The sequence below is a fragment of the Actinomadura sp. NBRC 104425 genome (genome assembly GCF_030269545.1).
In the GTDB taxonomy this organism is placed as follows: Bacteria; Actinomycetota; Actinomycetes; order Streptosporangiales; family Streptosporangiaceae; genus Spirillospora; species Spirillospora keratinilytica.
Genome location: NZ_BSTN01000024.1, coordinates 37,947 through 64,617, shown reverse-complemented (window position 1 = coordinate 64,617; position 26,671 = coordinate 37,947). Strand labels below are relative to the sequence as shown.

The window sequence follows — 26,671 nt, the reverse complement described above, 5'->3', positions numbered from 1 at the left end:
GGCGCAGGTCCCGGCTCGTGCGGAGGGAGGTTCCCGACGAATGAACGCGCAGCACGACCAGGACGACCGACGCGTCCCCCCGGATGCGGTGGGCGACCGCGTCGAGGACGCGGCGGACGCCGCCGAGGGCGCGCGGGTGATCCGGCTCGACACGGCCCGGCGCGGCGCCGCCGGTCACGACGGCGAGCCGTCCGACGAGCGGTCCAAGGGGCCGTCGCTGGAGCGCCGGATCGCCTCCGGGCTGGCGTTCCTGCGCCACCGCCTGGCGGGCGAGTACGAGGTGGACGAGTTCGGCTTCGACCCCGAGCTCAACGCCACCGTGCTGCTGCCGGCCGCGCGGGCGCTGTTTCGGCACTGGTTCCGCACCGAGCTGCTCGGGCTGGAGCACGTCCCGTCCCAGGGGCCCGCGCTCGTCGTCGCCAACCACTCGGGCACGCTGCCCTTGGACGGGCTGATGCTCACCGTGGCGATGCACGACCACCTGGGCCGCGACCTGCGGCTGCTCGGCGCCGACCTGATCTACCAGGTGCCGCTGCTGGGGCATCTGTCGCGCAAGGCCGGGCACACGCTGGCCTGCCCGTCCGACGCGGCCCGGCTGCTGGACAAGGGCGAACTGGTCGGGGTGTTCCCGGAGGGCTTCAAGGGGGTCGGCAAGCCGTTCGCCGAGCGGTACCGGCTGCAGCGGTTCGGCCGCGGCGGGTTCGTGGAGACCGCACTGCGCACCGGCGCGCCGATCGTCCCGTGCGCGATCGTCGGGGCCGAGGAGATCTACCCCAAGATCGCCGACCTGCGGCCGCTGGCCCGGCTGCTCGGCCTGCCGTACTTTCCGATCACCCCGACCTGGCCGCTGCTCGGCCTGGCGGGGCTGGTGCCGCTGCCGTCCAAGTGGATGATCCAGTTCGGTGAGCCGATGACGCTGGCCGAGTACGGGCCGGAGGCCGCCGACGACCCGATGACGGTCTTCAACATCACCGACCACGTCCGCGAGACCATCCAGCAGATGGTGTACGACACGCTGCTGCGCCGCGGCCCCGCCTTCTTCTGACCGCGCCGCCCCCGGGGGGCTCGGTCGCGCGTGCTCGGGCGGGGGTCAGCCGCGGTAGTGCTTGCGCAGCGCGATGCCCGCCGCGACGCCCCCGGCCAGCGCGCCCGCACCGGCGGCCGCGGGCAGCGCCACCATGGTGACCTTGCGGCCGGTGCGGAAGTCGTGGATCGGCCAGCCGTGCTGCTTGGCGTGTGCGCGCAGGTCCGAGTCGGGGTTGACGGCGTTCGGATGGCCGACGGACGTCAGCATCGGCAGGTCGTTGATCGAGTCGCTGTAGGCGTGGCAGCGGGACAGGTCCAGGCCCTCGCGCTGGGCCAGCGCACGGATCGCCTCGGCCTTGGCCTCCCCGTGCAGCAGGTTGCCGACCAGCCGCCCGGTGTAGACGCCGTCGCGGGTCTCGGCGACGGTGCCGAGCGCCCCGGTCAGGCCCAGCCGGTGCGCGATGACGCGGGCCACCTCCACCGGGGTGGCGGTGACCAGCCACACCCGCCGTCCCGCGTCCAGGTGCTGCAGCGCCAGGCCGCGGGTGCCGTGCCAGATGCGGTCGGCCATCACCTCGTCGTAGATCTCTTCGCTCAGCGCCTCCAGGTCGCTGACCTTCTGCCCGGCCACGAACGCCAGCGCGGCCTCGCGGGCGGTGGAGATGTGCTCGGCGTTCTCGGTGCCGCGCAGCCGGAACGCGGCCTGCCCCCAGGCGAACATCGCCAGGTCGCGCATCGTGAACAGCTTGCGCGCGGCGAGGCCGCGGGCGAAGTAGTAGATCGACGCGCCGCGCATCATGGTGTTGTCGACGTCGAAGAACGCCGCCGACGCCGGGTCCGGCTCCGGCAGCGCACGCCCCGGACCGGCCGCCGCCGCGGCGGCCGCCTCGCCGGCGCTCACGTGGTCGGTGTCCTTGCCGCGCCGCCAGAAAAGCCGCATGGGCCCGAGCCTAGTCAACGGCGCCCGCGGCAGCCGCTCTTACCTCCAGAATTGGGACAGTCCTCACTTTGCGTAACCGCCGCGCGGAAAAGTCGGGGCCGCCCGGACGGACATGCGGTCAGGCGCGCAGGTCGTCGGGGAGCATCCGGGCCAGCGACCGCATCGCCCGGTGCTGCAACGCCTTGATCGCCCCCGGCTTCTTGCCCATCACCAGGGCGGTCTCGGCCACCGATAGGCCGTGCAGGAACCGCAGCACCACGCACTCCTGCTGTTCGGAGCCGAGCCGCCGCACCGCCTCCAGCAGCGTCCGGTTGGTCAGCGAGTCGAGCACGGCGCGCTCGGGGCCCTCCTGCGGCAGACCCGGCTCCAGCAGCTCGGCGGTGCAGATCTCCAGCCGGTAGCGGCCGGACTTGAAGTGGTCGGCGACCAGGTTGCGGGCGATGGTGACCAGCCAGGCCCCGAAGTCCCTGCCCTGCCAGGTGAAGTCGGCCATCCGCCGCATTGCGCGCAGGAACGTCTCGCTGGTGAGGTCCTCGGCGAGCGGATGCGCCTCGACCCGGTAGTAGACGTAGCGGTAGACCAGCCCGACGTAGTGGTCGTAGAGGGTGCCGAACGCCTCGACGTCGCCGTCGCGGGCGCGCAGCACGAGCGCCTTCACGGCATCGGCGCGGGTCGCCCCGTCGGCAGGGACGTCGGCCGGGGCGTCGCGCGGTCGGATGTCGTGCCCGCGCCGGGACGCGCCGGTGCGCGAGGAGAACCAGGGGATCGACGGGAACGCTGCCACTCGGGCGTCGAGGGTCAAGCTGCTCATGCAGTTCTCCTCGGGGCGTACGCGACCTCCGGCGTGGAAAGCCACTGTAGAGAGCGAGCCGTACGACAGGCAATGGTGCGCCCGGCCGGGGAGCGGTTACCCTTCATCGCTCCGCATCGGGCACCATGGGGCGCGATGGTGGATGCTCTTCTCGCGCTGCCGGCGACCCTGGGTGCCTTAGTGGCCACCGGGTTGCTGATCTCGCGCGCCTCCAAGGACCGGTCGCTGTACCTGATCGCATGGTCGGTGACCATGGTCGGGCTGAGCCTGGCGCTGGCCGCCATGGCGATCGGCTTCCTGCTCGGCTGGGCCGGTCCGCTGTTCCGGGTGAGCGAGCTCGGCGCGGCGCTGCTGGCGCCGGTCTGGTTGGCGCTGGGCATGATCGAGTTGATCGCCCGCGTGGTCCAGGTGCGGTTCGCGGCCTGGCTGTTCGCGGTGTCGTACTCGGTGGTGGCCACCGTCATCCTGCTGGTCGACCCGCTGCGCGGCTCGTTCAGCAAGGCGCTGCCCAAGCCCCGCGACACCTACGATGCGATCCCGCTGCTGCTGGTGGACGGCGCGCACGTGGTGGCGGTCGTCGCGCTGGTGGCGTGCGCGGCCTTCACCGCCGTCCTGGCGAGCAAGCAGGACCGCGAGGCGGGCGAGCTGCTGATCCCGGTCGCGCTGGTGGCCCTGGCCGGGGTGCTGGTCGTCAGCGGCAGCCGCGGGCTGCTGCCCGCCCCGCTGGCCGTCCTCGCCCTGGGCGCCGCCGCCGGGCTGGTCTGGTACGGCGCGACGCGCACCATCCCCGTCTACGCCGACGACGAGGCCTACGACGGCGAGGAGCCCGCCACCGGCTACGACGACGAGGGCTACGACGAGGAGGGCTACGGCGACCGCGGCTACGCCGACCAGCCGTACAGCGCGGCGGCGGCCGAGCAGGCCCCGGCCGCGGGGGCCGCGCCGCCCGCGGGCAAGCGCGGAGAGCTGCGCTTCCCCGAGCAGCAGGTCGAGGAGGTCCGCTTCCCCGAGCAGCCCTCCCCGTCGTCCACCGTGGACGACGCGGTGGCCGCCGCGGCCGCCGGAGCCGCCGGGGCCGCTTCCGGCCGGGAGGCGTCGACGGCGTGCGGCCAGATCACCGTCTACACGCTGCTGGACGGGCGCGAGGAGGCGTTCGACCGGCTGGCCGACGAGCTGGTGCAGGCGGCCATCGCCGCCGAGCCGGACACCGTGATCTTCGCCTGCCACCAGGTGGTGGGCGCCCCCACCCAGCGCATCTTCTACCAGCTGTTCCGCGACGAAGCGGCGTTCGCGGCGCACCGCGGCCAGCCGCACCTGCGGCGCTTCATGGCCGAGTCGCGCACCCACGTGCTGGCCACCAACGTGATCGAGGTACGGCTCGGCAGCGCCAAGCTGCCGCCGCTGCCCCAGTCCAGACCGCCGTCCGCGCACGGCGTGCCCGACTTCCCCTGACCCCGTACCCAGGCCCATGGACATCGTGATCACTCTGCTCGGCAAGCCGGGCTGCCATCTGTGCGACGACGCCCGCGCGGTGATCGAGCGGGTCGCCGCCGATACCGGGGTGCGCTGGGAGGAGCGCGACATCACCCGGTCCGAGGAGGACACCCGGCTGTACTGGGAACAGATCCCGGTCACGTTGATCAACGGGGTGCAGCACGATTTCTGGCGGGTGGACGAGAACCGGCTGCGCGCGGCGATCGAGGAATTGCGCGGCCGCTGACGGCGTTGTAGGCCGTTGTTCGATGATCGACGACGACGTCTGATCGGTCACAGCGTTTCGTCCGGCCTCATGAGGAACGCCCCACGTTAAAGGGGGTTTGCGGCACTTCGCGGAGAGGTGCCGTAGAACGCTCGGCCGGGGGGTGACTTCGTGCATGTATTCACAAAGGCTTAACCTGGGGGGCAGGGGCCAGCGGCCCCACCCGCAGAGTCGAGCCCCCGAAGAGCAGGCCGTGACATCACGACAGACTCGCAACCGCGACCGCGCCGACCGCGGCATCCCAGAGGCCACCGTGGCACGCCTGCCGGTCTACCTGCGGGCCCTGCACGCCCTGCAGGAGCGCGGAGTGTCCACCGTCTCGTCCGAGGAGCTCGCGGCGGCGGCGGGGGTGAACTCCGCCAAGCTGCGCAAGGACCTGTCGCATCTGGGGTCGTACGGCACCCGCGGGGTGGGCTACGAGGTGGAGTACCTCGTCTACCAGATCTCCCGTGAGCTGGGCCTCACCCAGGACTGGGTCGTGGCCATCATAGGCGTGGGTAACCTGGGGCGTGCGCTGGCCGGTTATGGCGGGTTCGCCTCCCGCGGGTTCCGTGTCGCGGGTCTGCTGGACGCCGACGAGGCCATCGTCGGGCAGGAGATCGCCGGGATGCCCGTGGAGCACATCGACCGGCTGGAGGACGTGATCGCCGAGCGCGGCGTGTCCATCGCCGTGATCGCCACGCCGGCGGCCGCCGCCCAGAGCGTGTGCGACCGGGTGGTCGCGGCCGGGGTGACGAGCGTCCTCAACTTCGCCCCCGTGGTGCTGTCGGTGCCCGACGGGGTCGACGTGCGCAAGGTCGACCTGTCGATCGAGCTGCAGATTTTGGCATTCCACGAGCAGCGCAAGGCCGGTGGGCCGGGCGGTTACGAGGCGGCGGGCGATGGCGATCGACCGTCGGAGACCGCCCAGTACGTAGAGGCGGTTGAGCTATGACAGTGCCGAGGGTCCGCGAAAGGGTGGAGTGCCGATGAGCGTGCTGGTGGTCGGGCTGAGTCACCGCAGCGCGCCGGTACCGCTGCTGGAGCGCGTGTCGGTGTCCGGTGACGACCTGGTCAAGCTGCTGCACGAGACGGGCGACTCCCCGCATGTGGCGGAGGCCGTGATCGTATCGACCTGCAACCGGGTCGAGGTCTACGCCGTGGTCGACAAGTTCCACGGCGGGGTGTCGCGCATCTCCGAGCTGCTGTCGCTGCACTCGGGGGTGCCGCTGGACGACCTGTCGCGGCACCTGTACGTCCACTACGAGGACCGCGCGATCCAGCACGTCTTCTCGGTGGCGTGCGGCCTTGAGTCCATGGTCGTGGGCGAGGGGCAGATCCTCGGGCAGCTGCGCCAGGCGTTCCGGCTCGCCCAGGACGAGGGCACCATCGGCCGCACCCTGCACGACGTGCTGCAGCGGGCGCTGCGCGTGGGCAAGCGCGCGCACCACGAGACGGGCATCGACAAGGTCGGCGCGTCGCTGGTCAGCGTGGGCCTGGAGGTCGCGTCCGCGCACCTGGGGCCGCTGGACGCCGTCCGCGCCCTGGTCGTCGGGGCCGGCTCGATGAGCGGGTTGGCCGTGGCGACGCTGGCCCGGGTCGGCGCCCGCGAGATCATCGTGGCCAACCGCACCTACGAGCGGGCCGTCCGGCTGGCCGAGTCGGCGCAGGTGCCCGCCCGCGCGGTGGAGCTGTCCCGGCTGGAGGAGGCGCTGGCCGAGGCCGACCTGGTGGTGTCCTGCACCGGCGCCACCGGGCTGGTGCTGACCGCCGACCAGCTGCAGGGCCTGGCCGGCGACGGGCGGCGCCGCTTCTTCCTCGACCTGGCGCTGCCGCACGACATCGACCCGGCCGCCGTGCGGGCGCTGCCCGATGCGGCCCTGGCCGGGCTGGACGACCTGCGCACCGCGCAGGAGGCCGCCGACGCGGTCGGGCCGGAGGCGATCGAGGCGGTGCGCCGCATCGTCGCCGACGAGGTGGCCGCCTTCCTCGGCGCCGCCCGCGCCGCCGCCGTGGCGCCCACCGTGGTGGCGCTGCGCAGCAAGGCCGCCGAGGTGGTCGACGCCGAGCTGGCCCGGCTCTGCGGCCGCCTGCCCGACCTGGACGAGCGTGCCCGCCGTGAGATCGCCCACACGGTGCGCCGGGTCGTGGACAAGCTGCTGCACGCCCCGACCGTGCGGGTCAAGGAACTGGCCTCGGCGCCGGGCGGGGACACCTACGCCGAGGCGCTCCGCCGGCTGTTCGACCTCGACCCCAAGGCGCCGGAGGCGGTCACGCGCGCCGACATCACCGAAGGAACCGAGTCGTGAACGAGCGAGCGCCGCTGCGCCTGGGAACGCGTCGCAGCCTGATGGCCATGACCCAGTCCGGACTCGTCGGCGATGCGTTGTCCCAGCGTACGGGGCATGCTGTCGAGCTGGTGGGGGTAACCACCGAGGGTGATGTGTCCAGGGCGCTGCTCGCGCAGATCGGCGGAACCGGGGTGTTCGTCAACGCCCTGCGCGACCGGCTGCTGGCCGGCGAGGTGGACTTCGCGGTGCACTCGCTGAAGGACCTGCCGACCGCGCCGGCGGAGGGGATCGCGCTGGCCGCCATACCGCGCCGCGACGACCCCCGCGACGCCCTGTGCGGTCCCGCCAAGCTGGCCGACCTGCCGCGCGGCGCCCGGGTCGGCACCGGCTCGCCGCGCCGGGTGGCGCAGCTGCGGGCGCTGCGCCCCGATCTGGACATCGTCCCGATCCGCGGCAACGCCGACACCCGGCTGCGGAAGGTCAGCTCCGGGGAGCTGGACGCGGTGGTGCTCGCCTACGCCGGGCTGCGGCGGATCGGCCGCCTGGACGAGGTGGCCGAGGTGTTCGAGCCCGACGCGATGCTGCCCGCCCCCGGGCAGGGCGCGCTGGCCGTGGAGTGCCGGGCCGACCGGGAGGATCTGCGCGAGCTGCTGGCGGCGGTCGACGACCCGGCGACACGGAGGGCGGTCACGGCCGAACGCGCGGTGCTCGCCGTGCTGGAAGCGGGATGTTCGGCACCTGTGGGAGCATACGCTGCCGAAGTAGAACAAAAGCTGCATCTGACCGCATCCGTCGTGGCGCACGACGGCAGCCGCCAGATCCGGCTGTCCGCAAGCGGCTCCCCCGAGCGGGCCGAGGAGCTGGGACGCGAGCTCGCCGCCCGGCTGCTCGACCGGGGAGCCGACCAGGTGATGGGGGAACGCGACATTGAACCCCGATGAGCAGACCGCGGTCACCGCGACCGTTCCGGCCGGCGCCGACCCGGCCGGTAAGAGCGATGCCGCCGGCAAGACCGGCGAGCGGACCGGCGAGCGGGCCGAGGACAAGACGGCCGACCCCGGCCGCGTCGCGCTGGTCGGCATGGGCCCGGGCGACCCGGGCCTGCTGACGCTGCGCGCCGTCGCCGCGCTGGAGCGCGCCGACCTGGTCGTCGTCAACCGGGCCCACTGCCCGGCGGAGATCCTCGCGCACTGCCGCCCGGACGTGGAGGTCGCCGACACCGCCGAGACCGACCCCGTCGAGGCCGCGGTGCGCGCCGCCCGCGAGGGCGCCTACGTGGTCCGGCTGTTCCACGGCGACCCCGGGCTGGGCTGCAACCTGGCCGCCGAGGGCGACGCGCTGGCCGAGGCGGGCGTCGCGTTCGAGATCGTCCCAGGGGTGTCGGCCGTGACCGGCGTGCCCGGCTACGCGGGCATCCCGCTGACCGACCCCGACCACCGCGAGGTGCGGATCGTCGACGCCTCGGGCGGCGGCGTCGACTGGGAGCGGTTCGCCGCACCCGACGTCACGCTCGTGATCCTCGGCGCCGAGGGCGCCGTCGGCGAGGTCGCCAAGGGGCTGATGGCGGTCGGCCGCCCCGACACCACGCCCGCCGCGATGACCAGCCTGGGCACCACCACCGAGCAGGAGACCGTGGTGTCCACCCTGCAGCGGCTGGCCGCCGACACCAAGGGCATGGAGTCCCCCGCGATGATCATCGTGGGGGACGTGGTGCGCCGCCGCGACACCCTGTCGTGGTTCGAGACCAAGCCGCTGTTCGGCTGGCGGGTGCTGGTGCCGCGCACCAAGGAACAGGCCGCCTCGCTGTCGGAGCAGCTGCGCGAGTACGGCGCGGTGCCCGAGGAGGTCCCCACGATCTCGGTGGAGCCGCCGCGCACCCCGCAGCAGATGGAGCGGGCCGTCAAGGGCCTGGTCACCGGCCGCTACGAGTGGGTGGTGTTCACCTCCACCAACGCCGTGCGGGCCATCCGCGAGAAGTTCGCCGCCTACGGGCTGGACGCCCGCGCGTTCGCCGGGCTGAAGGTCGCCGCCGTCGGCGAGCAGACCGCCAAGGCGCTGGTGGAGTTCGGCGTGCAGCCCGACCTGGTGCCGGCCGGGCAGCAGTCCAGCGAGGGCCTGGTCAAGGTGTGGCCGCCCTACGACGAGGACCTGGACCCGATCAACCGGGTGCTGCTGCCGCGCGCCGACATCGCCACCGACACGCTGATCGCCGGGCTGACCGAGCTGGGCTGGGAGTGCGAGGACGTCACCGCCTACCGCACCGTGCGGGCCGCGCCGCCGCCCGCCCCGATCCGCGAGGCGATCAAGGGCGGCGGGTTCGACGCGGTGCTGTTCACCTCCTCGTCCACGGTGAAGAACCTGATCGGCATCGCGGGCAAGCCGCACAACGTCACGGTGATCGCCTGCATCGGCCCGCAGACCGCCCGCACCGCCGAGGAGTACGGGCTGCGCGTGGACGTGATGGCGCCCAAGCCGTCGGTCTCGGCCCTGGCCGAGGCGCTGGCCGAGTACGGTGCCAACCGCAGGGCGGCCCAGATCGAGTCGGGCGCGCCGCTGCGCAAGCCGAGCCAGATGCGCCGGGGTGCGCGCCGCCGCAGGTAGCCGCCCCGGCCCACCCGTCGAGCCCGGGCCGCCGGACGCCGTCCCGCGGCCCTGGAGGAGAAGATGTCCGCACAGTTCCCCGTCGCCAGGCCCCGGCGGCTGCGCCGCACCCCCGCGCTGCGCCGCCTGGTGGCCGAGCACCGGCTCGCCCCGGCGGACCTGGTGCTGCCGATGTTCGTCAAGGAGGGCGTGTCCGAGCCGCAGCCGGTGCCGTCCATGCCCGGCGTCGTCCAGCACACCCGCGACAGCCTGCGCAAGGCCGCGCACGAGGCGGCCGAGGCCGGCGTCGGCGGGCTGATCCTTTTCGGTATCCCCGCGGTCAAGGACGGCACCGGCTCGGCCGCCGACGACCCGGCCGGAATCGTCCAGCTGGCGCTGCGCGACCTGACCTCCGACCTGGGCGACGCCGTGGTCGTCATGACCGACCTGTGCCTGGACGAGTACACCGACCACGGGCACTGCGGCCTGCTCACCCCCGGCGGTGAGATCGACAACGACGCCACCCTGGAGCGGTACGCCTCCATCGCGGTGGCGCAGGCCGACGCCGGGGCCGCGGTGGTGGCGCCGTCCGGCATGATGGACGGCCAGGTCGGCGCGATCCGCTCGGCGCTGGACGCCGCGGGCTACCGGGACGTGGCGATCATGGCGTACTCGGCCAAGTACGCCTCGGCGTACTACGGCCCGTTCCGCGACGCCGCCGAGTGCGCGCCGCAGTTCGGCGACCGCTCGTCCCACCAGCAGGACCCGGCCAACGCCGAGGAGGCGCTGCGCGAGGTGCTGCTGGACTTGGAGGAGGGCGCCGACATGGTGATGGTCAAGCCCGCCGGCCCCTACCTGGACATCGTGCGTCGCGTGCGCGACGCGGTGCAGGTGCCGGTGGCCGCCTACCAGGTCAGCGGCGAGTACGCGATGATCGAGGCGGCCGCGGAGAAGGGCTGGCTGGACCGCGAGCGCACCATCGACGAGTCGCTGGTGTCGATCCGCCGGGCCGGCGCCGACATCATCCTCACCTACTGGGCGACCGAGGTGGCCCGCCGCCTGCGCCACCGCTGAGCCCCGGCGCCCTCGGGCGCGCCGTGCACTGGGCCCAAGAGAGCCCAGGGGCGCGGGCGTCCTTGGGCCCGTGCTCCCGGGCCCGGCTACCCGCCAGGTGAGGCCTGCCTAGTCAATTGGGGTCGTTTGCGGGGGGTTGCTGTCTCCGCCTTCCGGCGTGAGCGGCATCATCGATAGCAACGGCCCGTGTACGGCGTTGGGTGAGGGGGCATCATGCTGGCGGTCACCGGCGGGAAACGACGGGGCAAGGCCCGTAGGCGGCAGGCGGGCAAACGCCAGCGCGAGCGCGACATGGCGGCGGCGGCGCGCGACTACGCGGGGCTGGGGTGGCCCTGCAGTCCGGGTGCGCATCCGGGCGGCGGCGACCGGGCCTGTTCGTGCGACCGTATCGGGTGTCCCGACCCGGCGGCGCACCCGGTGGCGGCCACGTGGGCGATGCAGGCCAGCGTCGACGTCGAGGTGCTGAACCGCTGGTGGAGCGAACGTCCCGACGCCAACATCATCCTGCCGACCGGCCGGGTCTTCGACGTGTTCGACGTGCCCGCCGCCGCCGGGGTGCTGGCCCTGTCGCGCATCGCCCAGGAGGGGCTGCCGGTCGGCCCCGTGGCGTCGATGGGCGACGACCGGTACCTGTTCTTCGTGGCCACCCGCGGCGCGCCCGTGGACGAGGACGAGTGGTGGTCGTGCCACCTGGACTGCTTCCCCGAGACGGTGGCCGAGACGCCCGGCATGCGCTGGCATTGCCGCGACAGCTATGTGGTGGCGCCGCCCTCGGTGCTCCCGTACGGGCGTGAGGTGACCTGGGTGCGTCCGCCGGACGGTTCCCCGCTGCCCGACCCGCTGCGGCTGCTGGAGGTCCTCTCCGACAGCTGTGAGGCCGTCTGAACCGTGCGCGGCCCCTGGGAGCCGTGCGCGGGACCCGGGGTGGCCTTGAGGGGCCCGCGGGGCGGCTCCGGCAGGGGTTTCAGGGTCAGCCCGCGCCGCGAGGGGCGGTGATCGAGACCTTCTGCCCCCACCGCGAGTAGCTGGTGTGCAGCAGCTGGGAGCGGGGCTTGGCGCCGGGGCCCGCGGCCCTCACCCGTACCTGCAGGGGACGCATCGCGCCGTCGAACTGCATCACGAACGTCACCTGCTGGGCGCCCGTCGTCCTGGCCACCTCCGCGTACAGGGGGCCCAGCCCGGGCGCCTGCGACAGCCGCGCCAGCGGAACCGTCCCCTGGTAGGTCGTAGCGTTCGTCTTGCGCAGGGACGTGCTCGTGCGCAGCAGGGTCGTCACGTTCGACACCGAGCTGCTCCACCGCACGTGCGACACCAGGTTGACATAGCCGCGCGTCCGCGCATTGTTGCCGGCGGGCCGCCACGTGTTGCGCGACCGCAGGTACGTGGTGTCGGCCACCAGCCGCGCCTGGGCGGTGCGCCGCACGTTCGCGCCCTGCCCGGACACCGACATCTGGTACGAGGGCGAGGCCGCGGTCGCCTGCGCGAACGACCCCTGCGCTTTGATCGCCGAGCCGCCCGTGCGCCGGTAGCTGAACGCGCCGGTCGGGGTGCGCGCCACGGCCTGCTCGACCTGGGCGGCCAGCGCCGCCGCGGCCGCCGGGTTCACCGGCCCGGGACCGGCGGGCAGGGCCGGAGTCGGCGTGCCGGACGTCGCCGGGGACGGCGGCGGCTGCACCGCCTTCTTGCCGTCGTCACCGCTGCCGAACGCGAGCGCGGCGCCTCCCGCGCCGCCCACGACCACCACGCCCGCGACCACCGCGGCCACCAGCCGTCCGCGGCCGCCGCGCTTGGCGGCCGGCGCCGCGGCCGGGGCGCGGCTCCCGCCGCGGGACGGGGCCGGCTCGGGCAGGGCCTGCGTCTGCTTCACCAGCTCGGTCATGCGGCTGCGGCCCTGCGCCTCCCAGGCGGGCCCGTACGCGGCGACGGCGGCCTCCTCCACCGCGCCCAGGAAGTCGGCGGCCGACGAGGGCCGCTCCGAGGGCTTTTTGGCCAGGCCGGTCAGGATCAGGTCGCGCAGCGGCCCGGGCACCTCGTCGGCCGGGATCGGCGCCTCGCGGTGCGCCTTGGCCAGCGCGGACTGGCTGCGCCCGGAGTACGGCGGGTGCCCGGTCAGGCACTCGTAGAAGATGGCGGTGGCCGCGTAGATGTCGCTGGCCTGGCCGGCGGCCGCGCCGTCCCACAGCTCGGGCGCCGCGTAGACCGGGCCGCTCTGCGCCTCGGAGCCGGGCGGGGTCAGCGCCAGGTCGACCAGGCGTCCGTTGCCTTCGCCGTCCACCAGCACGTTGGCCGGGCGCAGCGACCCGTGCACCAGGTCCTTGGCGTGCGCCGCGGCCAGGCCCACCAGCACGCCGCCCAGCATGGACAGCGCGGCCAGCGGCCCGGTGGGACCCTGGGCGTCCACCACCCGGCGCAGGCTGACGCCGTCCACCCATTCCATGACGATCGCGGCCCCACCGTGCGGCGCCTCCACGAAGTCGTAGAAGTCCACCAGGTTGGGGTCCTCGATCTGGGCGAGCCGGCGGGCCGCGAGCCGGAACCGCGACAGGAACGCCTCGTTCCCGTCCAGCCTCCGGTCGAGGTATTTGATGGCGACCTTGGTCTGGGTCACGTCGTCAACCGCCAGCACCACCCGGCCCGAGGCGCCACCGCCCAGCTCCCGCACGTGGGTGAAGCCCGGGACCGTCCAGCCGTCAACCACTTGGCGCGCCATCCCTTTCGAATAGGTCCGCTTACGGCCGGTGCCGGTGAATCCGCGGCGCCGTCCGTCCGCTCCGGCACCGCGTACTTGGTGGAATATCGGCAGCAAACGGGCCGGGTCAAGCCGAGTCGCCAAACTGCAACTGAGAGACTGTACCGGTGACCGACATCCGATACTCCCAAGGGCTGTTCGACCGTGCGAACCGGGTGATTCCGGGCGGAGTGAACTCTCCGGTGCGGGCCTTCGGCGCGGTGGGCGGGACCCCCCGCTTCATGACCGCCGGGCGCGGCCCGTACCTCATCGACGCCGACGGCACCGAGTACGTGGACCTGGTCTGCTCGTGGGGGCCGCTGATCCTCGGCCATGCGCATCCGGCCGTGGTGGAGGCGGTGCGGGAGGCGGCCGCGCGCGGCACCTCCTACGGCGCGCCCACGCCCGCCGAGGTGGAGCTGGCCGAGGAGATCGTCGCCCGCGCGCCCGTCGAGAAGGTGCGGCTGGTCAACTCCGGCACCGAGGCGACGATGTCGGCGATCCGGCTGGCCCGCGGCTTCACCGGCCGTGCCAAGGTGGTCAAGTTCGCCGGGTGCTACCACGGGCACGTGGACGCGCTGCTGGCCGCGGCGGGCTCGGGCGTCGCCACGTTCGGGCTGCCCGACACGCCCGGGGTGACCGGCGCCGCCACGGCCGACACGATCGTGCTGCCGTACAACGACGTCGCCGCCGTGGAGCAGGCGTTCGCCGAGCACGGCCACGAGATCGCCTGCGTGATCACCGAGGCGGTGCCGTGCAACATGGGCGTGGTGCCGCCCCTGGAGGGCTTCAACGCGCTGCTGAAGTCGCTGTGCGAGCGCAGCGGGGCGCTGCTGATCATTGACGAGGTGCTGACCGGCTTCCGGGCGTCCCGCTCCGGCTGGTACGGGCTGGAGGGCGTGGCTGGCGACCTGATGACGTTCGGCAAGGTCATGGGCGGCGGGCTGCCCGCCGCCGCGTTCGGCGGCCGCGCCGAGATCATGGACCGGCTCGCCCCGGCCGGTCCCGTCTACCAGGCGGGCACCCTCTCGGGGAACCCGCTCGCCACCGCCGCCGGGCTGGCCACGCTGCGCGGCGCCACCGACGAGGTGTACGCGGCGATCGACCGGGCCGCCGGCATCGTGTCGTCGGCGGCGTCCGAGGCGCTGGCCAAGGAGGGCGTCCCGCACCGGCTGCAGACGGCGGGCAACCTCTTCTCGATCTTCTTCACCGACGAGGCCGTCGGCGACTTCGCCGCCGCCCAGCGCCAGGACACCAAGGCGTACGCGGCGTTCTTCCACGCCGCTCTGGAACGCGGCGTCTACCTGCCGCCGTCGTCGTACGAGGTGTGGTTCCTGTCGGCCGCCCACGACGACCGGGCCTTGGAACGCATCACCGACGCCCTGCCGCACGCAGCCGCGGCTGCGGCGGCCGCCGCAGCCCGCTGATCTTCTCCACTCACCTCTCGGCACGTCCGCACCCGCGCCGCCCTTCCCGGCGCGGGCGCGGACGTGTGTAGCGGCACGCGCGGGCCCGAGCACGCCCGTTTCGGCCGGCATCGCTCAGGCGCTTGACCGCATGCGAGTACTCTTGCGGGAGTAGTCGCGTGTCGTCCATACGCGTCTTCATTCTCGGGGCGCTGTCCGAGCGCGGCCCGATGCACGGCCACCAGCTGCGGCGCCTGGCCGAGGAGGAGCACCTCCACCTGTGGACCGACATCACCATCGGCGGGCTCTACGGGGCGATCAAACGCCTCGCCGCGGAAGGGCTGATCGCAGAGGAGCGGACGGAGCGGGTCGGGTCGTACCCGCACCGCAAGGTCTGGCGGATCACCGAGGCCGGCGCGCGGGCGCTGTCGTCGCTGCGGCTGAGCGGGCTGCGCGAGATCGTCGTCAAACCCGACCCGTTCGACCTCGTGCTCACCAGGCTCGATCCGGACCGGCTGGACGACCTGCCGCCCGCCATCGAGGCCCGGATCAAGGCCCTTGAGGCGATGCTCGCCGAGTACGAGGCGCATGCCGGGGCGGTCGCCCGCTATCTGACCAAGGCGGAGTCTCTGGCGATGCGGCACCGCATCGTCCGGCTGCAGGCGGAGATCGCCTGGCATCGGGAACTGGCGTCGGGCCTTCCCGAGCTGATCCGCGAGGAGAGGACCCGCAGGAACACGCACGCCCGGCGGCGCGACGCGGACGCCGCCGGACCCGCGGAAGGAGGGGCCCATCGTGCTACGTAAGCGCGTCTTCGCCTGGCACCTGGAGTTGCAGAACGTCCACCACCGCCTGGAGAAGGCCCTGGAGGACGCCCGCAGGCAGCTTCGCTCCGGCGTCCGCGCCCAGGCGCTCAAGCCGGACCTGCGCGACTTCTGCCTGGCCTTCTGCTCCGCGCTGGGCAGCCATCACCGCAGCGAGGACGCCGACTTCTTCCCGACGCTGCTGAGGCGGATGCCGGAGCTGGAGCCCGCGATCACGCGCCTGCGGCACGAGCACCGGGTCCTCGCGCGGCTGCTCGCCGACTTCCAGCGGTGCCTGGACTCCCCGGAGGCGTCCCCGCAGCAGCTGTTCGAGCAGATCAACGAGATCAAGGCCGTCATGAAGGCCCATTTCGCGTACGAGGAAGGCTCGCTGAGCTACGCACTGCGCACCCTCGACGCTCCGGAGAGCGACAAGCGCCGGATGTTCGGCGACGTCTGACCGTCAGGCGGAGTGGCAGGACGCCGAGGTGCCGATCACTGCGAAGGCGTGGAGGTAGGGGCCCGTGGTCCACAGAGTCCAGTAGACGTCCGCTCCGTTGCGCAGGTCGTAGAGGGCGAGGCGCCAGCGGGTCTCGCCGGTCAGGAAGCCTTCCGGGGCGCCGTGGAGGGCGTCGGACGTCAACGGGGTCCACTGGTCGCGCAGCCAGGCGAGGGCGTCCTCGGGGGTGTGCTCGACGGTGCGCAGCATCCTGGCGGGCTTGTTCAGCCAGTCCCGGACGGAGGTGGGCGGCAGGAACGAGGACGGGTCCTGCCGCTGCGCCTCGTCGCTCCACTCCTCCCCGGTGCCGCGCCAGCCGTAGCAGTGCCAGTGCAGGCCCAGCTCACGCCACCTGTCGGGCGTGCTGGAAAGGAACGCGTCGTAGTCGAAGGGCTTGGTGGTCATCGCCGCCGCTCCCTGCGCCGCATCGGCCGAGGCCGTGCATTCGCAGGATAACCGCGGGCGCGGCGGGCGCGGTTCCGCCGGTGCGCACGGGCGGGTTTAGGTACGTCTAGTTATCGTCGGTCCAACGGTTTAGCATTGCTTCATGCTAGATCTGGAGCGGTTGCGGGCGCTGCATGCCGTCGCCACCTACGGGTCGGTGAGCGCGGCCGCCGACGTCCTGCACGTGACGACCTCCGCCGTCTCCCAGCAGCTGGCCAAGCTGGAGCGGGAGACCGGGCAGAAGCTGCTGGAGCGCAAGGGGCGCGGCGTGCGGCTCACCGACGCCGCCGAACTGCTGGTAAACCACGCCGACCGGATCCTGTCGCTGGTGGAGCGGGCGAAGGCCGACCTGGAGGCGCACCGCGGGGCCGTGGTCGGGCAGGTGACGCTCGCCGCGTTCCCCACCGCCGCGCGCGGGCTGCTGCCCGCCGCGCTGCGCCGCCTGCGCGCCGACCATCCGGGGCTGCGGGTGCGGCTGCGCGAGGAGGACCCCATGCAGAGCATCCCGCTGCTGCTGCGCGGCGACCTCGACATGGCGATCGTGCAGGACTGGAACAACGCGCCGCTGCCCATCCCCGACGGGCTGCACAGGGGCGTCATCTGCGACGACGTCGCGGACGTCGCGGTGCCCGCCGACCACCCCCTTGCCGACCGCGAACGGGTCGAGCTCAAGGAGCTGGCGGGTGACGCGTGGATCGCCTCCACCCCCGGCAGCATCTGCTGCGACTGGCTCACCACCACCCTGCGCTCCATCGGCGCCGAACCGCGCATCGACCACATGGCCTACGAGTTCGCCACCCAGCTCGCCCTCGTCGCGGCCGGACTGGGCAACACGATCCTGCCCCGCATGGGCCGCTGCGACGTGCCCGAGGGCGTACGGCTCGTCGAGCTGGAGACGCCGCTGACCCGCCGCGTCTACGGGCTGTGGCGGGAGGAGGCCGCCCGCCGCCCCGCCCTGCGCGCCACCCTGGAGGCCCTCCGGGCCGCCGCCGCAGAGGACTGCTGAACGGCCGCCGAAACCGTCACGCAGGATCGAACCGGCGTGGCGTTGATGTCGTCTTTAAGTCCCGGTGCGGTCGAACGGCTGGTGGAGGAGGGGCGCGTGACGGCGCAGTGGCAGGTCTCCGGATTCCGCGAGGTGCGCGAGCTCGGGGCGGGGGGACAGGGCCGGGTGGTGCTGGCCGTCCACGAGGAGACCGGCACGCCAGTGGCGATCAAGTACCTGGCGGCGGGGGCCGGGGAGCAGGCCCGGGACCGGCTGCGGCATGAGGCCCAGATGCTGGGACGCGTGCAGAGCCCGCACGTCGCCCGGCTCTACCAGCTCGTCGAACACGCCAAGGGCACCGCGATCGTCATGGAGGCGGTGGACGGCGCGTCGCTGAAGGAGATCCTTGCGCGGCACGGGGCGCTGGGACCCGAGGCGTCGCTCACCGTCCTCAAGGGGTCGCTGCTGGGCCTGGCGGCGGCGCACGAACTGGGCGTGGTCCACCGCGACTACAAGCCCGCCAACGTCGTCGTCCCGCAGGACGGGTGCAGCAAGCTCGTCGACTTCGGCATCGCGATCCCGGCCGGTCAGGTCGCCGAGGGGGAGGGCACGGCGCTCTACATGGCGCCCGAGCAGTGGGCCCGCCAGATCGCCTCGCCGTCGGCGGACGTGTACGCGGCGACGTGCGTGTTCGTGGAGTGCGTGACCGGCCGCAGGCCGTTCACCGGGAACCGGGATGCGCTGCGCGCGGCGCACCTGACCGCGCCCGTCCCGGTGGAGGCGGTGCCGGAGCCGCTGCGGTCGCTGGTCGCCCGGGGCATGGCCAAGGACCCCGAGCACCGGCCGGACAGCGCGGCGGCGTTCGTCGACGAGTTGGAGCGCATCGCGCAGCACGCCTACGGACGCGACTGGGAGGCCCGGGGCATCCGCAGGCTCGCCGGGGCCGCCGTCGCGCTGGCCGCGCTGTTCCCGCTCGCCGCCCTCGCCCTGCCCGGCGCCGGCGCGGCCGGTGCGGCTGGTGCCGGTGCGGCTGGCGCCGCGGGTGCTGCGGGTGCTGCGGGTGCCGGTGCGGCGGGTGCTGGTGCGGGCGCAGCTGGTGCTGGTGCCGGTGCGGCTGGGGCGGGCGCCGGTGCCGCCGGGGCTGCAAGTGGCGTTGGTGCTGGTGCGGGTGCCGCTGGAGCAGCGGGTGCAGGTGCCGGCGGTGCCGGCGCCGGTGCTGCAGGTGCCGGTGCTGCGGGTGCCGGTGCCGGAGGGACCGCTGCGGCGTCGGCGAGCGGCGCGGCCGGGACGGCGGCGGGCGCCGCGGGCGGCGGCAGCGCCGGGGGTGCCGCAGGCGCCGCCGGGATGGCCGGGAAGGCGGCCGCCGCCGGAGGCATCAAAGCGATCTTCGGCAGCGCCGGGGTGACGGCGGCGGTGGCCGTCGGGACCGCGGCCGTCGTCGGAACCGGGGCGGTCGTGGGGACGCAGGCGTTCCGCGGAGGGCAGGAGCCGCGGCCGACCCCGAGCGCCTCGACGACGCGGCCCGTCGCGCAGACCGTGACCGCGCAGCCCTGCAAGCTGTTCGCCGCCGGCGCCGACGGCACGGCCATCGGACGGCCGACGCAGGTCAGGCTTCCCGCGCAGGTGCGGCTGCCGCAGGGCGCGGGCGTTTACATCCTGGACGACAAGCAGAAGCAGTACATCATCGGCCGGGCGGGGACGGAGTGCTCGCGGTCGTTCGGCGCGGCCGGCGGGGTCACCTCGATCGGGCAGATGCGCACCGGCGTCGTCGAGCACAACTTCCAGGGCTCGGTCGCCGGCATCGAGCTGTCCATGTGCCAGTACTTCCCCGACTCGGCGCAGCCCCGGCCCGGCACCGACTGCAGCTCGACGCTGCGGACGCGGCGCGACCTGCCGACCGGCGTGCCCGGCACGCAGGCGATCATCGCCACCGACGCCCCCGACGGCGAGCAGCCCCCGCCGTCCCCCTACGTGTCGGTCACGCTGGCGACGCTGGGCAAGGACGGCGTCCCGATGCCGATCCGGTGCGTGATGCCGTGGGACCGGGCGTCCATCTGCACCGCCGCGCTGACGTACTGGTTCATCCAGAACGTCAAGGGCGTCGGGCAGGCCGACCTCGACCGCGTGGTCAAGACCATCTCCGCGGCCGTCACCTCGTCGCGGCGCTGACCTGCCCCGCGGAGGTCTGGCCGGTGGCCCGCGGGGGATAACCTGGCCAGGCCATGACTGACAAGACGATCGTTCACCTGTTGCGCCACGGTGAGGTGCACAACCCCGAAGGCGTCCTGTACGGGCGGCTGCCGGGCTATCGGCTCAGCGAGGACGGGGTCCTCATGGCCAAGGCGGCCGCCAAATGGTTCGCCGACCGGGACGTGACCGCGCTGTTCTCCTCCCCCCTGCAGCGGGCGCTGGAGACGGCCGCGCCGCTGGTCGACGCGTTCGGCCTCATGGTGACGGTGGACGAGCGTCTCACCGAGGCCGCCAACCACTTCGAGGGGCTGACGTTCGGCGTGGGCAAGGGCTCGCTGCGCCGCCCCGAGCACTGGCGCCGCCTGGTGAACCCGTTCAAGCCGTCGTGGGGCGAGCCTTACAAGGAGCTCGCCGCGCGGATGAAGGCCGCGGTGATCAGCGCCCGGGAGGCGGCGCGCGGCCACGAGGCGGTGTGCGTCAGCCACCAGCTGCCCATCTGGGTGCTGCGCCGCCGCGCCGAGCACCGGCGCCTGTGGCACCACCCGGGCAAGCGGCAGTGCGGGCTGTGCAGCGTGACGAGCCTGACGTTCGAGGGCACCCGCCTGGTGGAGGTCTCCTACTGCGAGCCGGCCGCCGGGCTGGCCAAGGACCCCGGTGTCGCAGGGGCCTGAACCGGTCGCTACATTGAGTACTACATCCTGTAGTAGGAGGGTTTGGTGAGCCCCCGGATCTCCGCCGTGCCGAGCACCGCCGCGATCCGGCCCAGGCGCGTCCCGGCCGCCGCCCGGATCGCCGTCGCGGCCGCGATGTGCGGGCTCCTGGCGGGCTGCGCGGGTTCGCAGGCGTCCCAGAACGGGCCCGGCGGCAGCGACAACCGCTTCATCGCGGGCGACGGCTCCGCGCAGGCGATCCCGGTGTCCGAGCGCAAGCCGATGACGGGCGTCCAGGGCGACACCCTGGACGGCAAGAAGGTGGCGCTCGCCGACTACAAGGGCAAGGTCACCGTCGTCAACTTCTGGGCGTCCTGGTGCGCCCCCTGCCGGGGCGAGGCGCCGTCGCTGGAGCAGGTGCACAGCGAGAACAAGGGCAAGGGCGTCGAGTTCCTCGGGGTGGCCTTCAAGGACAGCAAGCAGAACGCCCAGGCGTTCGAGCGCAAGTTCAAGGTCGGCTACCCGAGCCTGTTCGACGCCGACGGCCGCATCACGCTGGCGTTCCGCTCCGTGCCGCCCAACGCGATCCCCACCACGCTCGTCCTGGACCGCCAGGGCCGCGTCGCCGCCCGCGTCATCGGCGCCACCACCTATTCCAAGCTGAACCCGATCGTCACCCGGGTCCTCGCGGAGAAGTGATCGTCTCGGCGGGGGTGGACCAGACCGTCACCAGCGGATCGCTGCTGGTGGCGGGGCCGCTGGCCGCTTTGGCCGGTCTGGTGTCGTTCGTGTCCCCGTGCGTGCTGCCGCTGGTGCCCGGCTACCTGTCGTACGTGACCGGGATGACCGGCGCCGACCTGGCCGAGCAGCGCCGCGGGCGGCTGGTGGCGGGGGCCGTGCTGTTCATCGCGGGGTTCAGCCTGGTGTTCGTCAGCGCCGGGCTGGCGTTCGGCGGCCTCGGCCGCTGGCTGCTGGAGTACGCCGACCCGATCACCCGGGTGCTCGGCGCGGTCACGATCGTGTTCGGGCTGGCGTTCATGGGCCTGGTGCCGGGGCTGCAGCGCACCGTCAAGTCCGGCCGGCTGCCCGCCGCCGGGCTGGCCGGGGCGCCGCTGCTCGGCGTGCTGTTCGGACTGGGCTGGACGCCGTGCATCGGCCCCACCCTGGCCGCGGTGCAGGCGCTGTCGTTCAGCGAGGCGTCCGCCGGGCGCGGGGCGCTGCTGTCGCTGGCGTACTGCCTGGGCCTCGGGCTGCCGTTCGTGGCGACCGCGCTGGCCTACCGCCGGGCGCTGACCGCGTTCGGCGCCGTCAAGCGCCACTACGGCCTGGTCATGCGGATCGGCGGCGGCATGCTGGTCGCCATCGGGGTGCTGCTGGTGACGGGCCTGTGGGGCGAGTTGACCATTGAGCTGAAGTCGTGGATCGGCGGCTTCGAGACGGTGATCTGACCATGAGCGACACGCCGAACACCGCCGGCGCCGCCTCCGGGACCGTCCGGACGCGCACCGAGGGTGAAGCCCGCACCGAGGGCGAGCAGGACGAGACCCTGCAGGACGAGACTTTGGAGGCCGCGGCCGCGACCCCGGAGGGGCTGACGACGCCCGACGACGGCGGCCCCGCGCCCAAGGGGCTGGGCGTGATCGGCTGGCTGCGCTGGAGCTGGCGCCAGCTGACCTCGATGCGCACCGCGCTGGTGCTGCTGTTCCTGGTGGCGCTGGGCGCGGTGCCCGGCTCGATCCTGCCGCAGCGCGGGCAGTCCCCCGAGCGCGTCGCCGACTACTTCGAGCAGCACAAGACCCTGGCGCCGTGGCTGGACAGGTTCTCGCTGTTCGACGTGTTCGCCGCGCCGTGGTTCGCCGCGATCTACATCCTGCTGTTCGTGTCGCTGGCCGGGTGCGTGCTGCCGCGCGCGGTCCAGCACTACCGGGCGATGCGGTCGCGTCCCCCGGCGGCGCCCCGCAACCTGCTGCGGCTTCCCCAGTCCGCGACGTACGAGACCGACGCCTCACCCGACGAGGCGCTGGCGCAGGCGCGCGCGCTGCTGCGCCGCCGCCGCTTCCGGGTGGACGAGGGGGGAGGCCCCGAGGCCGGGCGCTGGGTGGCCGCCGAGAAGGGCTACCTGGGCGAGACCGGGAACCTGGTGTTCCATCTGGCCCTGCTGGGGCTGCTGTTCGCGCTGGGGATCGGCAACGCGTTCGGCTACCGCGGCAACGTGCTGCTGACCGAGGGCAAGTCGTTCGCCAACTCGCTGGCGCAGTACGACCAGTTCACCCCGGGCCGCCAGTTCGACAGCAGCGAGCTGGCCCCGTTCTCCTTCCAGCTGGACAGCTTCACCGCCACGTACGAGACCCAGGGCGCGCGGCGCGGCCAGGCCACCGACTACCTCGCCAAGGTGCGCTACCGGGAGACCCCCACCTCCCCGGAGAAGACCCACGACCTGCGCGTCAACCACCCCCTCAAGGTGGGCGGCGCCAAGGTGTACCTGCTGAACCACGGGTACTCGCCGGTGTTCACGGTGCGCGACGCCAAGGGCAACATCGCCTACCAGGACGCCGTGCCGTTCCTGCCGATGGAGCAGCGCAACTACACCTCCGAGGGCGTCATCAAGGCTCCCGACGCCGAGCCCGAGCAGTTGGCGTTCTACGCGATCCTGTGGCCGAGCGCCGCGTCGTCGGAGGACGGCAAGCAGATCGTCTCGGCGTTCCCCGCGGCGCTGCGCCCGGTGGTGACGATCACCGCGTTCAAGGGCGACATCGGCCTGGACTCGGGCAACCCCCAGTCGGTGTACCGGCTGGAGGGCATCGGCAAGACGCTGCAGCCCGTCAAGGACGGGCAGAAACTGCTGGAGCCGGGCCAGACGTTCAAGCTTCCGGACGGCTCGGGCTCGATCACCTTCGAGGGCGTGCGGGAGTGGGCCAGCCTGTCGGTCAACCACGACCCGGGCCGCATGCCCGCCCTCGTCGCGGCCGTCCTCGCCGTGCTGGGCCTGGTCGCCTCGTTCATGGTGCGCCGCCGCAGGGTGTGGGTCCGTGCGCGGCCCGGCGACGGCGGGCGTACCGTGGTCGAGGTCGGCGGGCTCACGCTCGGCCACCCGACATCCGAATTCGACGACATCGTGACCGCGCTGCGGGGTGCCGGGGACGCCCCGGCGGACGGCCGGGATAAGGACGCTTCCGGCGGGGCGGACGCGTCGGCAACCGAAGCGAAGGAGTGACCAGGTGAGTAGTGCCGAGCTCGCCGAGCTGAGCGACAAGCTCATGCTGAGCACCGTCGTGCTGTACATCGTCGCCATGGTCGCCTACGCGGCCGATCTCGGCTTCCGCCGCCGCCCGGCGGCCGCCGAGACCGGGGCCGACGCCGAAGCCGAGGTGAAGGCGCAGGTCAAGGCCGAGGCCAAGGTGCTGGTCGGCGCCGGCGCGGGCGGCGACGCGCAGGCGGCCGCCGAGACGGCGGCTTGCGAGCCGGCCGCCGAGGCGACCGCCGGGGCGGAGCAGGACGAGACCGCCGGCAACCGCGTCGAGTGGGCGCGGCTGGCCGTCGTGTTGAACGTCCTCGGCTGGGGCGCGCACCTGGGCGTCCTGGTGACCCGCGCGGCCGCCGCGGGCCGGTGGCCGTGGGCGAACATGTACGAATTCCTCACCGCGATCGCGTTCGCCGCGGTGACCGCCTTCCTGATCGTGATGTGGCGGTTCCGGGCCCGCTTCCTCGGCGCCTTCGTGATGCTGGCCGCGGTGGTCGCACTCGGCATCGCCAACATCTGGCTCTACAACTCGGTGGGCCCGGTCGTCCCGGCGCTCAACTCGTACTGGATCGCCATCCACGTCACCGCCGCCATCGTCGCGACCGGCGCGTTCACCGTCGCCGGCGCGTCCACCATCCTCTACATGCTCAAGAGCCGGCAGGAGGCGCGCGGCAAGGCCGGCGAGGGCGTGTGGGCGCGCATCCCGGCGACCGACGTCCTGGACCGGATGGCGTTCCGCGTCACCACGTTCGCCTTCCCGATCTGGACCGCCGCCATCATCATGGGCGCGATCTGGGCGGACGAGGCCTGGGGCCGCTACTGGGGCTGGGACCCCAAGGAGATCTGGTCGTTCGTCACCTGGATCGGGTACGCCGCCTACCTGCACGCCCGCGCGACCGCCGGATGGAAGGGCCGCCGCGCCGCGATCCTGTCGCTGGTGGCGTTCGCCGCGCTGCTGTTCAACTTCTTCGGCGTCAACTACATGTTCTCGGGCCTGCACTCCTACGCCTGACCGCCGCCGCGCCCGGCCGCTGCGCCCGACCCCGGCGCGGCGGCCGGGCGCGGTGATCAGGCGCGGTGATCAGGTGCGGTCGTCGTCGCCGCGCAGACGGCGTTCGAGCTCGCGCAGGAAGGCCGGATCGTCGTCGGGTCCCTTGGGCGCGTCCGGACGGGGAGCGGCGCCGGGCATGCCGACGAGGGAGCGGCGGGGACGGCCCAGCGCCAGCCACAGGCCCGCACCGGGGAAGGCGCCCAGCAGCACGATCAGAAACCAGCCGAACTTGGGCAGGTGACGTACCTCTTCCTCGTCCGTGGCCAGCACGTCGAACAGACAGAACAGCCACACTCCGACCAGGACGAGGGCGAGCAGCACATACGCCATGTCAAGAGAGTAGTCCGTAACGTGCGGGGATGACGGAGAGTCGGCCGGGGGCTTACTCTGCCACGGAGGCCCGAAGCGGGCCCGCTGACAGAGGAGCCCGATGCGCTTCAGAGGCATCCACCGCAAGCCCCGGGAGAGCAGGGACGCGGCGTACTCGCCCTCGCCGCCGGACTCGTCCCAGGATCCGCCGCGGTCCCCGGACCCGGCCCGCGCCGCCGACGCGGCACGCATCCCGCGCTGGGTGCGGCCGCGCCTCAACCAGCCGCGCGACCGCTTCGGCCGCTTCCGCAAGGCCGGACGCGACGACGCCTTCACCGCAGCCGACGCACCCCGCGCGGAGGCCGACCCGGACGCCGTCCCGGACCGCGGGCAGCGTCCCCGCGGCAGGCACGTCAGCCCCCGCGACGGCTTCTCCTGGCGCGACTTCGAACTGGACGACGAACCGCGGCAGCCGCGCGTCGAACCCCACCCGCCGGGCCTGCCGCATGCCCCGGACGGCCGGCGGCACTGCGGCGTGCTGGAGCGCATCCTGCACCGGCAGTGGGACGCCCGGCAGGGCCCGCCGACGCCCGAGGTGATCCGCGCGGTGGAGAGCCTGGCCGCCCTGCCCGACCGGCTGAAGGCCAAGCTGGCCGCCGGGCTGGACGGCATCTACGTCGGGCCGGGCGGCGTCCCGCAGCTGGACGACATGGGCCACCTGCGCGACCGGCCCCTGCCGTCCGGCGCGGCCACCTGGGACATCTGCGCGGGCGCCTACGGCGACCGCAAGATCGTCGTGGGCGACCGGCCGTCCCCGACCCCCGACGTGATGATGCACGAGGTCGGCCACGCGCTCGACGACATCGACGGCGGCCCGGGCGGCTGGACGTCCGACAGCCCGGAGTTCCGCGCCCTCTACGACCGGGTCCGCCCGCATTTGGCCAGCGACTTCCACAAGCAGCCCGCGGCGCTCGGCCGCCGCGAGTTCTTCGCCGACGCGTTCGCCGCGATCTCCGCCCGCCAGCGCCCCGCTCTGGTCGATATGCTCGCCGGCGACATCCGGCTGGCGCTGGATGTCATGCTGTTCTTCAACCGACGCTTCGGGATCTGACATGCCGATCCGTACCAGCCGCGACGACGACCGGCACATGCCGATGTGCGACGACCAGCACCGAAGGTGATCGACGATGTACGTGATCCGGCTGCCCGACGGCAGGCTCCGCGTTCCGCACAGCGTTCTTGCCGACTCCGCGGAGGGAACGGGACGGATCATCGCCCAGGCGTATGTGGAGATCGGTCCCGGCGACCCCGACTACGACCGGCTGCTCGGCCAGTCGCTGACCGAGGAGGAGCTGGCGGAGAAAAGGCGCCGGTGGCGGGACGAGGATGCGGACCTGCTGCGCCGGTTCGAGGAGTGGAAGGCGGACCTGGAGGGCGACGGACCGTCCGGAGCGGAAGGGTGATCACGCGACCGGATGCCGGGCGGAGGGGTGGCCGCCGGGCGGCCGGGCCGGACGGACCGGGCGCGAAATCAGCGCGCCGAGTGCTCGGCGACCGGCTCTTCCCCGCGCAGCAGCGCGTGCACTTCCGACTCGCGGAAGCGGCGGTGGCCCCCGGGAGTGCGGATGCTGCTGATCCTGCCCGCCGCGGCCCATCGGGTGACCGTCTTCGGATCGACCCGGAAGAGGGCGGCGACCTCTCCGGGGGTCAGCAGGCGCTCGCTGGTGCTTTCCACGTTGTCTCTCCCCCTTTGTCCCGCTCTCGGTGCGGGTGGACTGTTTCTAGTGTGGCGGCTCAAGACCGATTTCTCCCTTGTTTTCGGAAAAGATCACCGAGCGTAGCCGGTTGACCTGCGCAAATAACGAGAAGTAAATGGTGCTTCGGCTCCTGCGGTCACAACCGCCC

General features: G+C 73.2%; 27 protein-coding genes. 21 read left to right on the top strand and 6 right to left on the bottom strand.

The genetic code is table 11. The annotated features are described in order from the left end of the window. Positions 1 to 40: 40 nt before the first annotated feature. Positions 41 to 1,045 carry a lysophospholipid acyltransferase family protein gene (locus QSK22_RS26835; protein ID WP_285497168.1) on the top strand — a complete coding sequence of 335 codons (1,005 nt, stop codon included), beginning with the start codon at positions 41 to 43 and terminating at the stop codon, positions 1,043 to 1,045. Between the two features lie 45 nt (positions 1,046 to 1,090). Here the strand turns inward: QSK22_RS26835 and QSK22_RS26830 are convergent, their stop codons facing one another. Both QSK22_RS26830 and QSK22_RS26825 read right to left on the bottom strand, forming a co-directional pair. Beyond that, on the bottom strand, positions 1,091 to 1,966 hold the full coding sequence (locus QSK22_RS26830; RefSeq protein ID WP_285497167.1) for an HAD family hydrolase: 876 nt from the start codon (positions 1,964 to 1,966) through the stop codon (positions 1,091 to 1,093). 118 nt (positions 1,967 to 2,084) lie between these two features. Then, positions 2,085 to 2,777 (bottom strand): sigma-70 family RNA polymerase sigma factor, encoded by a 693-nt coding sequence (locus QSK22_RS26825; protein ID WP_285497165.1) that lies wholly within the window; start codon positions 2,775 to 2,777, stop codon positions 2,085 to 2,087. A gap of 180 nt (positions 2,778 to 2,957) precedes the next feature. Here QSK22_RS26825 and QSK22_RS26820 point away from each other — a divergent pair, with 180 nt between their 5' ends. The 8 genes from QSK22_RS26820 (at position 2,958) to QSK22_RS26785 (ending at position 11,345) form a co-directional block, all read left to right on the top strand. Then, a complete protein-coding gene (locus QSK22_RS26820) occupies positions 2,958 to 4,229 on the top strand; it encodes a putative quinol monooxygenase (protein WP_285497164.1) in 1,272 nt (423 codons plus the stop codon). 16 nt (positions 4,230 to 4,245) lie between these two features. Beyond that, positions 4,246 to 4,497, top strand: a complete 252-nt coding sequence (locus QSK22_RS26815; RefSeq protein WP_285497163.1) for a glutaredoxin family protein — start codon at positions 4,246 to 4,248, stop codon at positions 4,495 to 4,497. Positions 4,498 to 4,729: 232 nt separating this feature from the next. Then, positions 4,730 to 5,470 carry a redox-sensing transcriptional repressor Rex gene (locus QSK22_RS26810; protein ID WP_285497162.1) on the top strand — a complete coding sequence of 247 codons (741 nt, stop codon included), beginning with the start codon at positions 4,730 to 4,732 and terminating at the stop codon, positions 5,468 to 5,470. Positions 5,471 to 5,504: 34 nt separating this feature from the next. Continuing rightward, positions 5,505 to 6,824 carry a glutamyl-tRNA reductase gene (locus QSK22_RS26805; protein ID WP_285497161.1) on the top strand — a complete coding sequence of 440 codons (1,320 nt, stop codon included), beginning with the start codon at positions 5,505 to 5,507 and terminating at the stop codon, positions 6,822 to 6,824. Beyond that, positions 6,821 to 7,747, top strand: coding sequence for a hydroxymethylbilane synthase (gene hemC / locus QSK22_RS26800; RefSeq protein WP_285497159.1), 927 nt, complete (start codon positions 6,821 to 6,823; stop codon positions 7,745 to 7,747). Before QSK22_RS26805 ends, hemC begins: the two co-directional genes overlap by 4 nt. A gap of 130 nt (positions 7,748 to 7,877) precedes the next feature. After that, the gene (locus tag QSK22_RS26795; protein ID WP_285497198.1) at positions 7,878 to 9,407 is read left to right on the top strand and encodes a bifunctional uroporphyrinogen-III C-methyltransferase/uroporphyrinogen-III synthase; all 1,530 of its coding nucleotides are present in this window, start codon (positions 7,878 to 7,880) and stop codon (positions 9,405 to 9,407) included. A gap of 63 nt (positions 9,408 to 9,470) precedes the next feature. Next, complete coding sequence (gene hemB / locus QSK22_RS26790) at positions 9,471 to 10,460, top strand: porphobilinogen synthase (RefSeq protein ID WP_285497158.1); 990 nt, start codon at positions 9,471 to 9,473, stop codon at positions 10,458 to 10,460. 213 nt (positions 10,461 to 10,673) lie between these two features. Continuing rightward, a complete protein-coding gene (locus QSK22_RS26785; RefSeq protein ID WP_502872371.1) occupies positions 10,674 to 11,345 on the top strand; it encodes a bifunctional DNA primase/polymerase in 672 nt (223 codons plus the stop codon). A gap of 85 nt (positions 11,346 to 11,430) precedes the next feature. Here QSK22_RS26785 and QSK22_RS26780 read toward each other — a convergent pair whose 3' ends face one another. Beyond that, on the bottom strand, positions 11,431 to 13,170 hold the full coding sequence (locus tag QSK22_RS26780) for a serine/threonine-protein kinase (protein ID WP_285497157.1): 1,740 nt from the start codon (positions 13,168 to 13,170) through the stop codon (positions 11,431 to 11,433). A 146-nt stretch (positions 13,171 to 13,316) separates the two neighbouring features. Here QSK22_RS26780 and hemL point away from each other — a divergent pair, with 146 nt between their 5' ends. From hemL to QSK22_RS26765, 3 genes are all read left to right on the top strand, one after another. Next, positions 13,317 to 14,615 carry a glutamate-1-semialdehyde 2,1-aminomutase gene (gene hemL, locus QSK22_RS26775; protein ID WP_285497156.1) on the top strand — a complete coding sequence of 433 codons (1,299 nt, stop codon included), beginning with the start codon at positions 13,317 to 13,319 and terminating at the stop codon, positions 14,613 to 14,615. Between the two features lie 158 nt (positions 14,616 to 14,773). Continuing rightward, the gene (locus tag QSK22_RS26770) at positions 14,774 to 15,400 is read left to right on the top strand and encodes a PadR family transcriptional regulator (RefSeq protein ID WP_285497155.1); all 627 of its coding nucleotides are present in this window, start codon (positions 14,774 to 14,776) and stop codon (positions 15,398 to 15,400) included. Further along, positions 15,390 to 15,857, top strand: coding sequence for a hemerythrin domain-containing protein (locus QSK22_RS26765; protein ID WP_285497154.1), 468 nt, complete (start codon positions 15,390 to 15,392; stop codon positions 15,855 to 15,857). Before QSK22_RS26770 ends, QSK22_RS26765 begins: the two co-directional genes overlap by 11 nt. 3 nt (positions 15,858 to 15,860) lie before the next feature. Here the strand turns inward: QSK22_RS26765 and QSK22_RS26760 are convergent, their stop codons facing one another. Further along, entirely contained in the window at positions 15,861 to 16,301 is a 441-nt protein-coding gene (locus tag QSK22_RS26760; RefSeq protein WP_285497153.1) for a hypothetical protein, read from the bottom strand. 142 nt (positions 16,302 to 16,443) lie between these two features. On the opposite strand from QSK22_RS26760, the gene QSK22_RS26755 reads away from it, so the two are divergent. From QSK22_RS26755 to ccsB, 7 genes are all read left to right on the top strand, one after another. After that, complete coding sequence (locus QSK22_RS26755; RefSeq protein WP_285497152.1) at positions 16,444 to 17,346, top strand: LysR family transcriptional regulator; 903 nt, start codon at positions 16,444 to 16,446, stop codon at positions 17,344 to 17,346. 96 nt (positions 17,347 to 17,442) lie between these two features. Continuing rightward, entirely contained in the window at positions 17,443 to 19,494 is a 2,052-nt protein-coding gene (locus tag QSK22_RS26750) for a serine/threonine-protein kinase (protein WP_285497151.1), read from the top strand. 53 nt (positions 19,495 to 19,547) lie between these two features. Continuing rightward, complete coding sequence (locus tag QSK22_RS26745) at positions 19,548 to 20,186, top strand: histidine phosphatase family protein (protein ID WP_285497149.1); 639 nt, start codon at positions 19,548 to 19,550, stop codon at positions 20,184 to 20,186. 45 nt (positions 20,187 to 20,231) lie between these two features. Beyond that, complete coding sequence (locus QSK22_RS26740) at positions 20,232 to 20,864, top strand: TlpA family protein disulfide reductase (RefSeq protein ID WP_285497148.1); 633 nt, start codon at positions 20,232 to 20,234, stop codon at positions 20,862 to 20,864. Continuing rightward, complete coding sequence (locus tag QSK22_RS26735; protein ID WP_285497147.1) at positions 20,861 to 21,613, top strand: cytochrome c biogenesis CcdA family protein; 753 nt, start codon at positions 20,861 to 20,863, stop codon at positions 21,611 to 21,613. Before QSK22_RS26740 ends, QSK22_RS26735 begins: the two co-directional genes overlap by 4 nt. Before the next feature lie 2 nt (positions 21,614 to 21,615). Continuing rightward, positions 21,616 to 23,379 carry a cytochrome c biogenesis protein ResB gene (gene resB, locus QSK22_RS26730; RefSeq protein WP_285497146.1) on the top strand — a complete coding sequence of 588 codons (1,764 nt, stop codon included), beginning with the start codon at positions 21,616 to 21,618 and terminating at the stop codon, positions 23,377 to 23,379. A gap of 4 nt (positions 23,380 to 23,383) precedes the next feature. Next, positions 23,384 to 24,418: a c-type cytochrome biogenesis protein CcsB gene (gene ccsB / locus QSK22_RS26725; RefSeq protein ID WP_285497145.1), complete on the top strand. Its 1,035-nt coding sequence runs from the start codon at positions 23,384 to 23,386 to the stop codon at positions 24,416 to 24,418. Positions 24,419 to 24,487: 69 nt separating this feature from the next. Here the strand turns inward: ccsB and QSK22_RS26720 are convergent, their stop codons facing one another. Then, entirely contained in the window at positions 24,488 to 24,787 is a 300-nt protein-coding gene (locus tag QSK22_RS26720; RefSeq protein WP_285497144.1) for a PLDc N-terminal domain-containing protein, read from the bottom strand. Between the two features lie 100 nt (positions 24,788 to 24,887). On the opposite strand from QSK22_RS26720, the gene QSK22_RS26715 reads away from it, so the two are divergent. Further along, positions 24,888 to 25,877 (top strand): hypothetical protein, encoded by a 990-nt coding sequence (locus tag QSK22_RS26715; RefSeq protein WP_285497143.1) that lies wholly within the window; start codon positions 24,888 to 24,890, stop codon positions 25,875 to 25,877. 76 nt (positions 25,878 to 25,953) lie between these two features. Continuing rightward, a complete protein-coding gene (locus QSK22_RS26710; RefSeq protein WP_285497141.1) occupies positions 25,954 to 26,229 on the top strand; it encodes a hypothetical protein in 276 nt (91 codons plus the stop codon). Between the two features lie 68 nt (positions 26,230 to 26,297). Here the strand turns inward: QSK22_RS26710 and QSK22_RS26705 are convergent, their stop codons facing one another. Continuing rightward, on the bottom strand, positions 26,298 to 26,501 hold the full coding sequence (locus tag QSK22_RS26705) for a BldC family transcriptional regulator (protein ID WP_021593176.1): 204 nt from the start codon (positions 26,499 to 26,501) through the stop codon (positions 26,298 to 26,300). Positions 26,502 to 26,671: the final 170 nt, after the last annotated feature.

Bases quoted from the DNA above. Each gene is read 5' to 3' on its own strand.
- QSK22_RS26835 (WP_285497168.1), top strand. From the start codon at position 41: ATGAACGCGCAGCACGACCAGGACGACCGACGCGTCCCCCCGGATGCG.
- QSK22_RS26830 (WP_285497167.1), bottom strand. From the start codon at position 1,966: ATGCGGCTTTTCTGGCGGCGCGGCAAGGACACCGACCACGTGAGCGCC.
- QSK22_RS26825 (WP_285497165.1), bottom strand. From the start codon at position 2,777: ATGAGCAGCTTGACCCTCGACGCCCGAGTGGCAGCGTTCCCGTCGATC.
- QSK22_RS26815 (WP_285497163.1), top strand. From the start codon at position 4,246: ATGGACATCGTGATCACTCTGCTCGGCAAGCCGGGCTGCCATCTGTGC.
- QSK22_RS26805 (WP_285497161.1), top strand. From the start codon at position 5,505: ATGAGCGTGCTGGTGGTCGGGCTGAGTCACCGCAGCGCGCCGGTACCG.
- hemB (WP_285497158.1), top strand. From the start codon at position 9,471: ATGTCCGCACAGTTCCCCGTCGCCAGGCCCCGGCGGCTGCGCCGCACC.
- QSK22_RS26785 (WP_502872371.1), top strand. From the start codon at position 10,674: ATGCTGGCGGTCACCGGCGGGAAACGACGGGGCAAGGCCCGTAGGCGG.
- QSK22_RS26780 (WP_285497157.1), bottom strand. From the start codon at position 13,170: ATGGCGCGCCAAGTGGTTGACGGCTGGACGGTCCCGGGCTTCACCCAC.
- QSK22_RS26760 (WP_285497153.1), bottom strand. From the start codon at position 16,301: ATGACCACCAAGCCCTTCGACTACGACGCGTTCCTTTCCAGCACGCCC.
- QSK22_RS26755 (WP_285497152.1), top strand. From the start codon at position 16,444: ATGCTAGATCTGGAGCGGTTGCGGGCGCTGCATGCCGTCGCCACCTAC.
- QSK22_RS26745 (WP_285497149.1), top strand. From the start codon at position 19,548: ATGACTGACAAGACGATCGTTCACCTGTTGCGCCACGGTGAGGTGCAC.
- resB (WP_285497146.1), top strand. From the start codon at position 21,616: ATGAGCGACACGCCGAACACCGCCGGCGCCGCCTCCGGGACCGTCCGG.
- QSK22_RS26720 (WP_285497144.1), bottom strand. From the start codon at position 24,787: ATGGCGTATGTGCTGCTCGCCCTCGTCCTGGTCGGAGTGTGGCTGTTC.
- QSK22_RS26715 (WP_285497143.1), top strand. From the start codon at position 24,888: ATGCGCTTCAGAGGCATCCACCGCAAGCCCCGGGAGAGCAGGGACGCG.
- QSK22_RS26710 (WP_285497141.1), top strand. From the start codon at position 25,954: ATGTACGTGATCCGGCTGCCCGACGGCAGGCTCCGCGTTCCGCACAGC.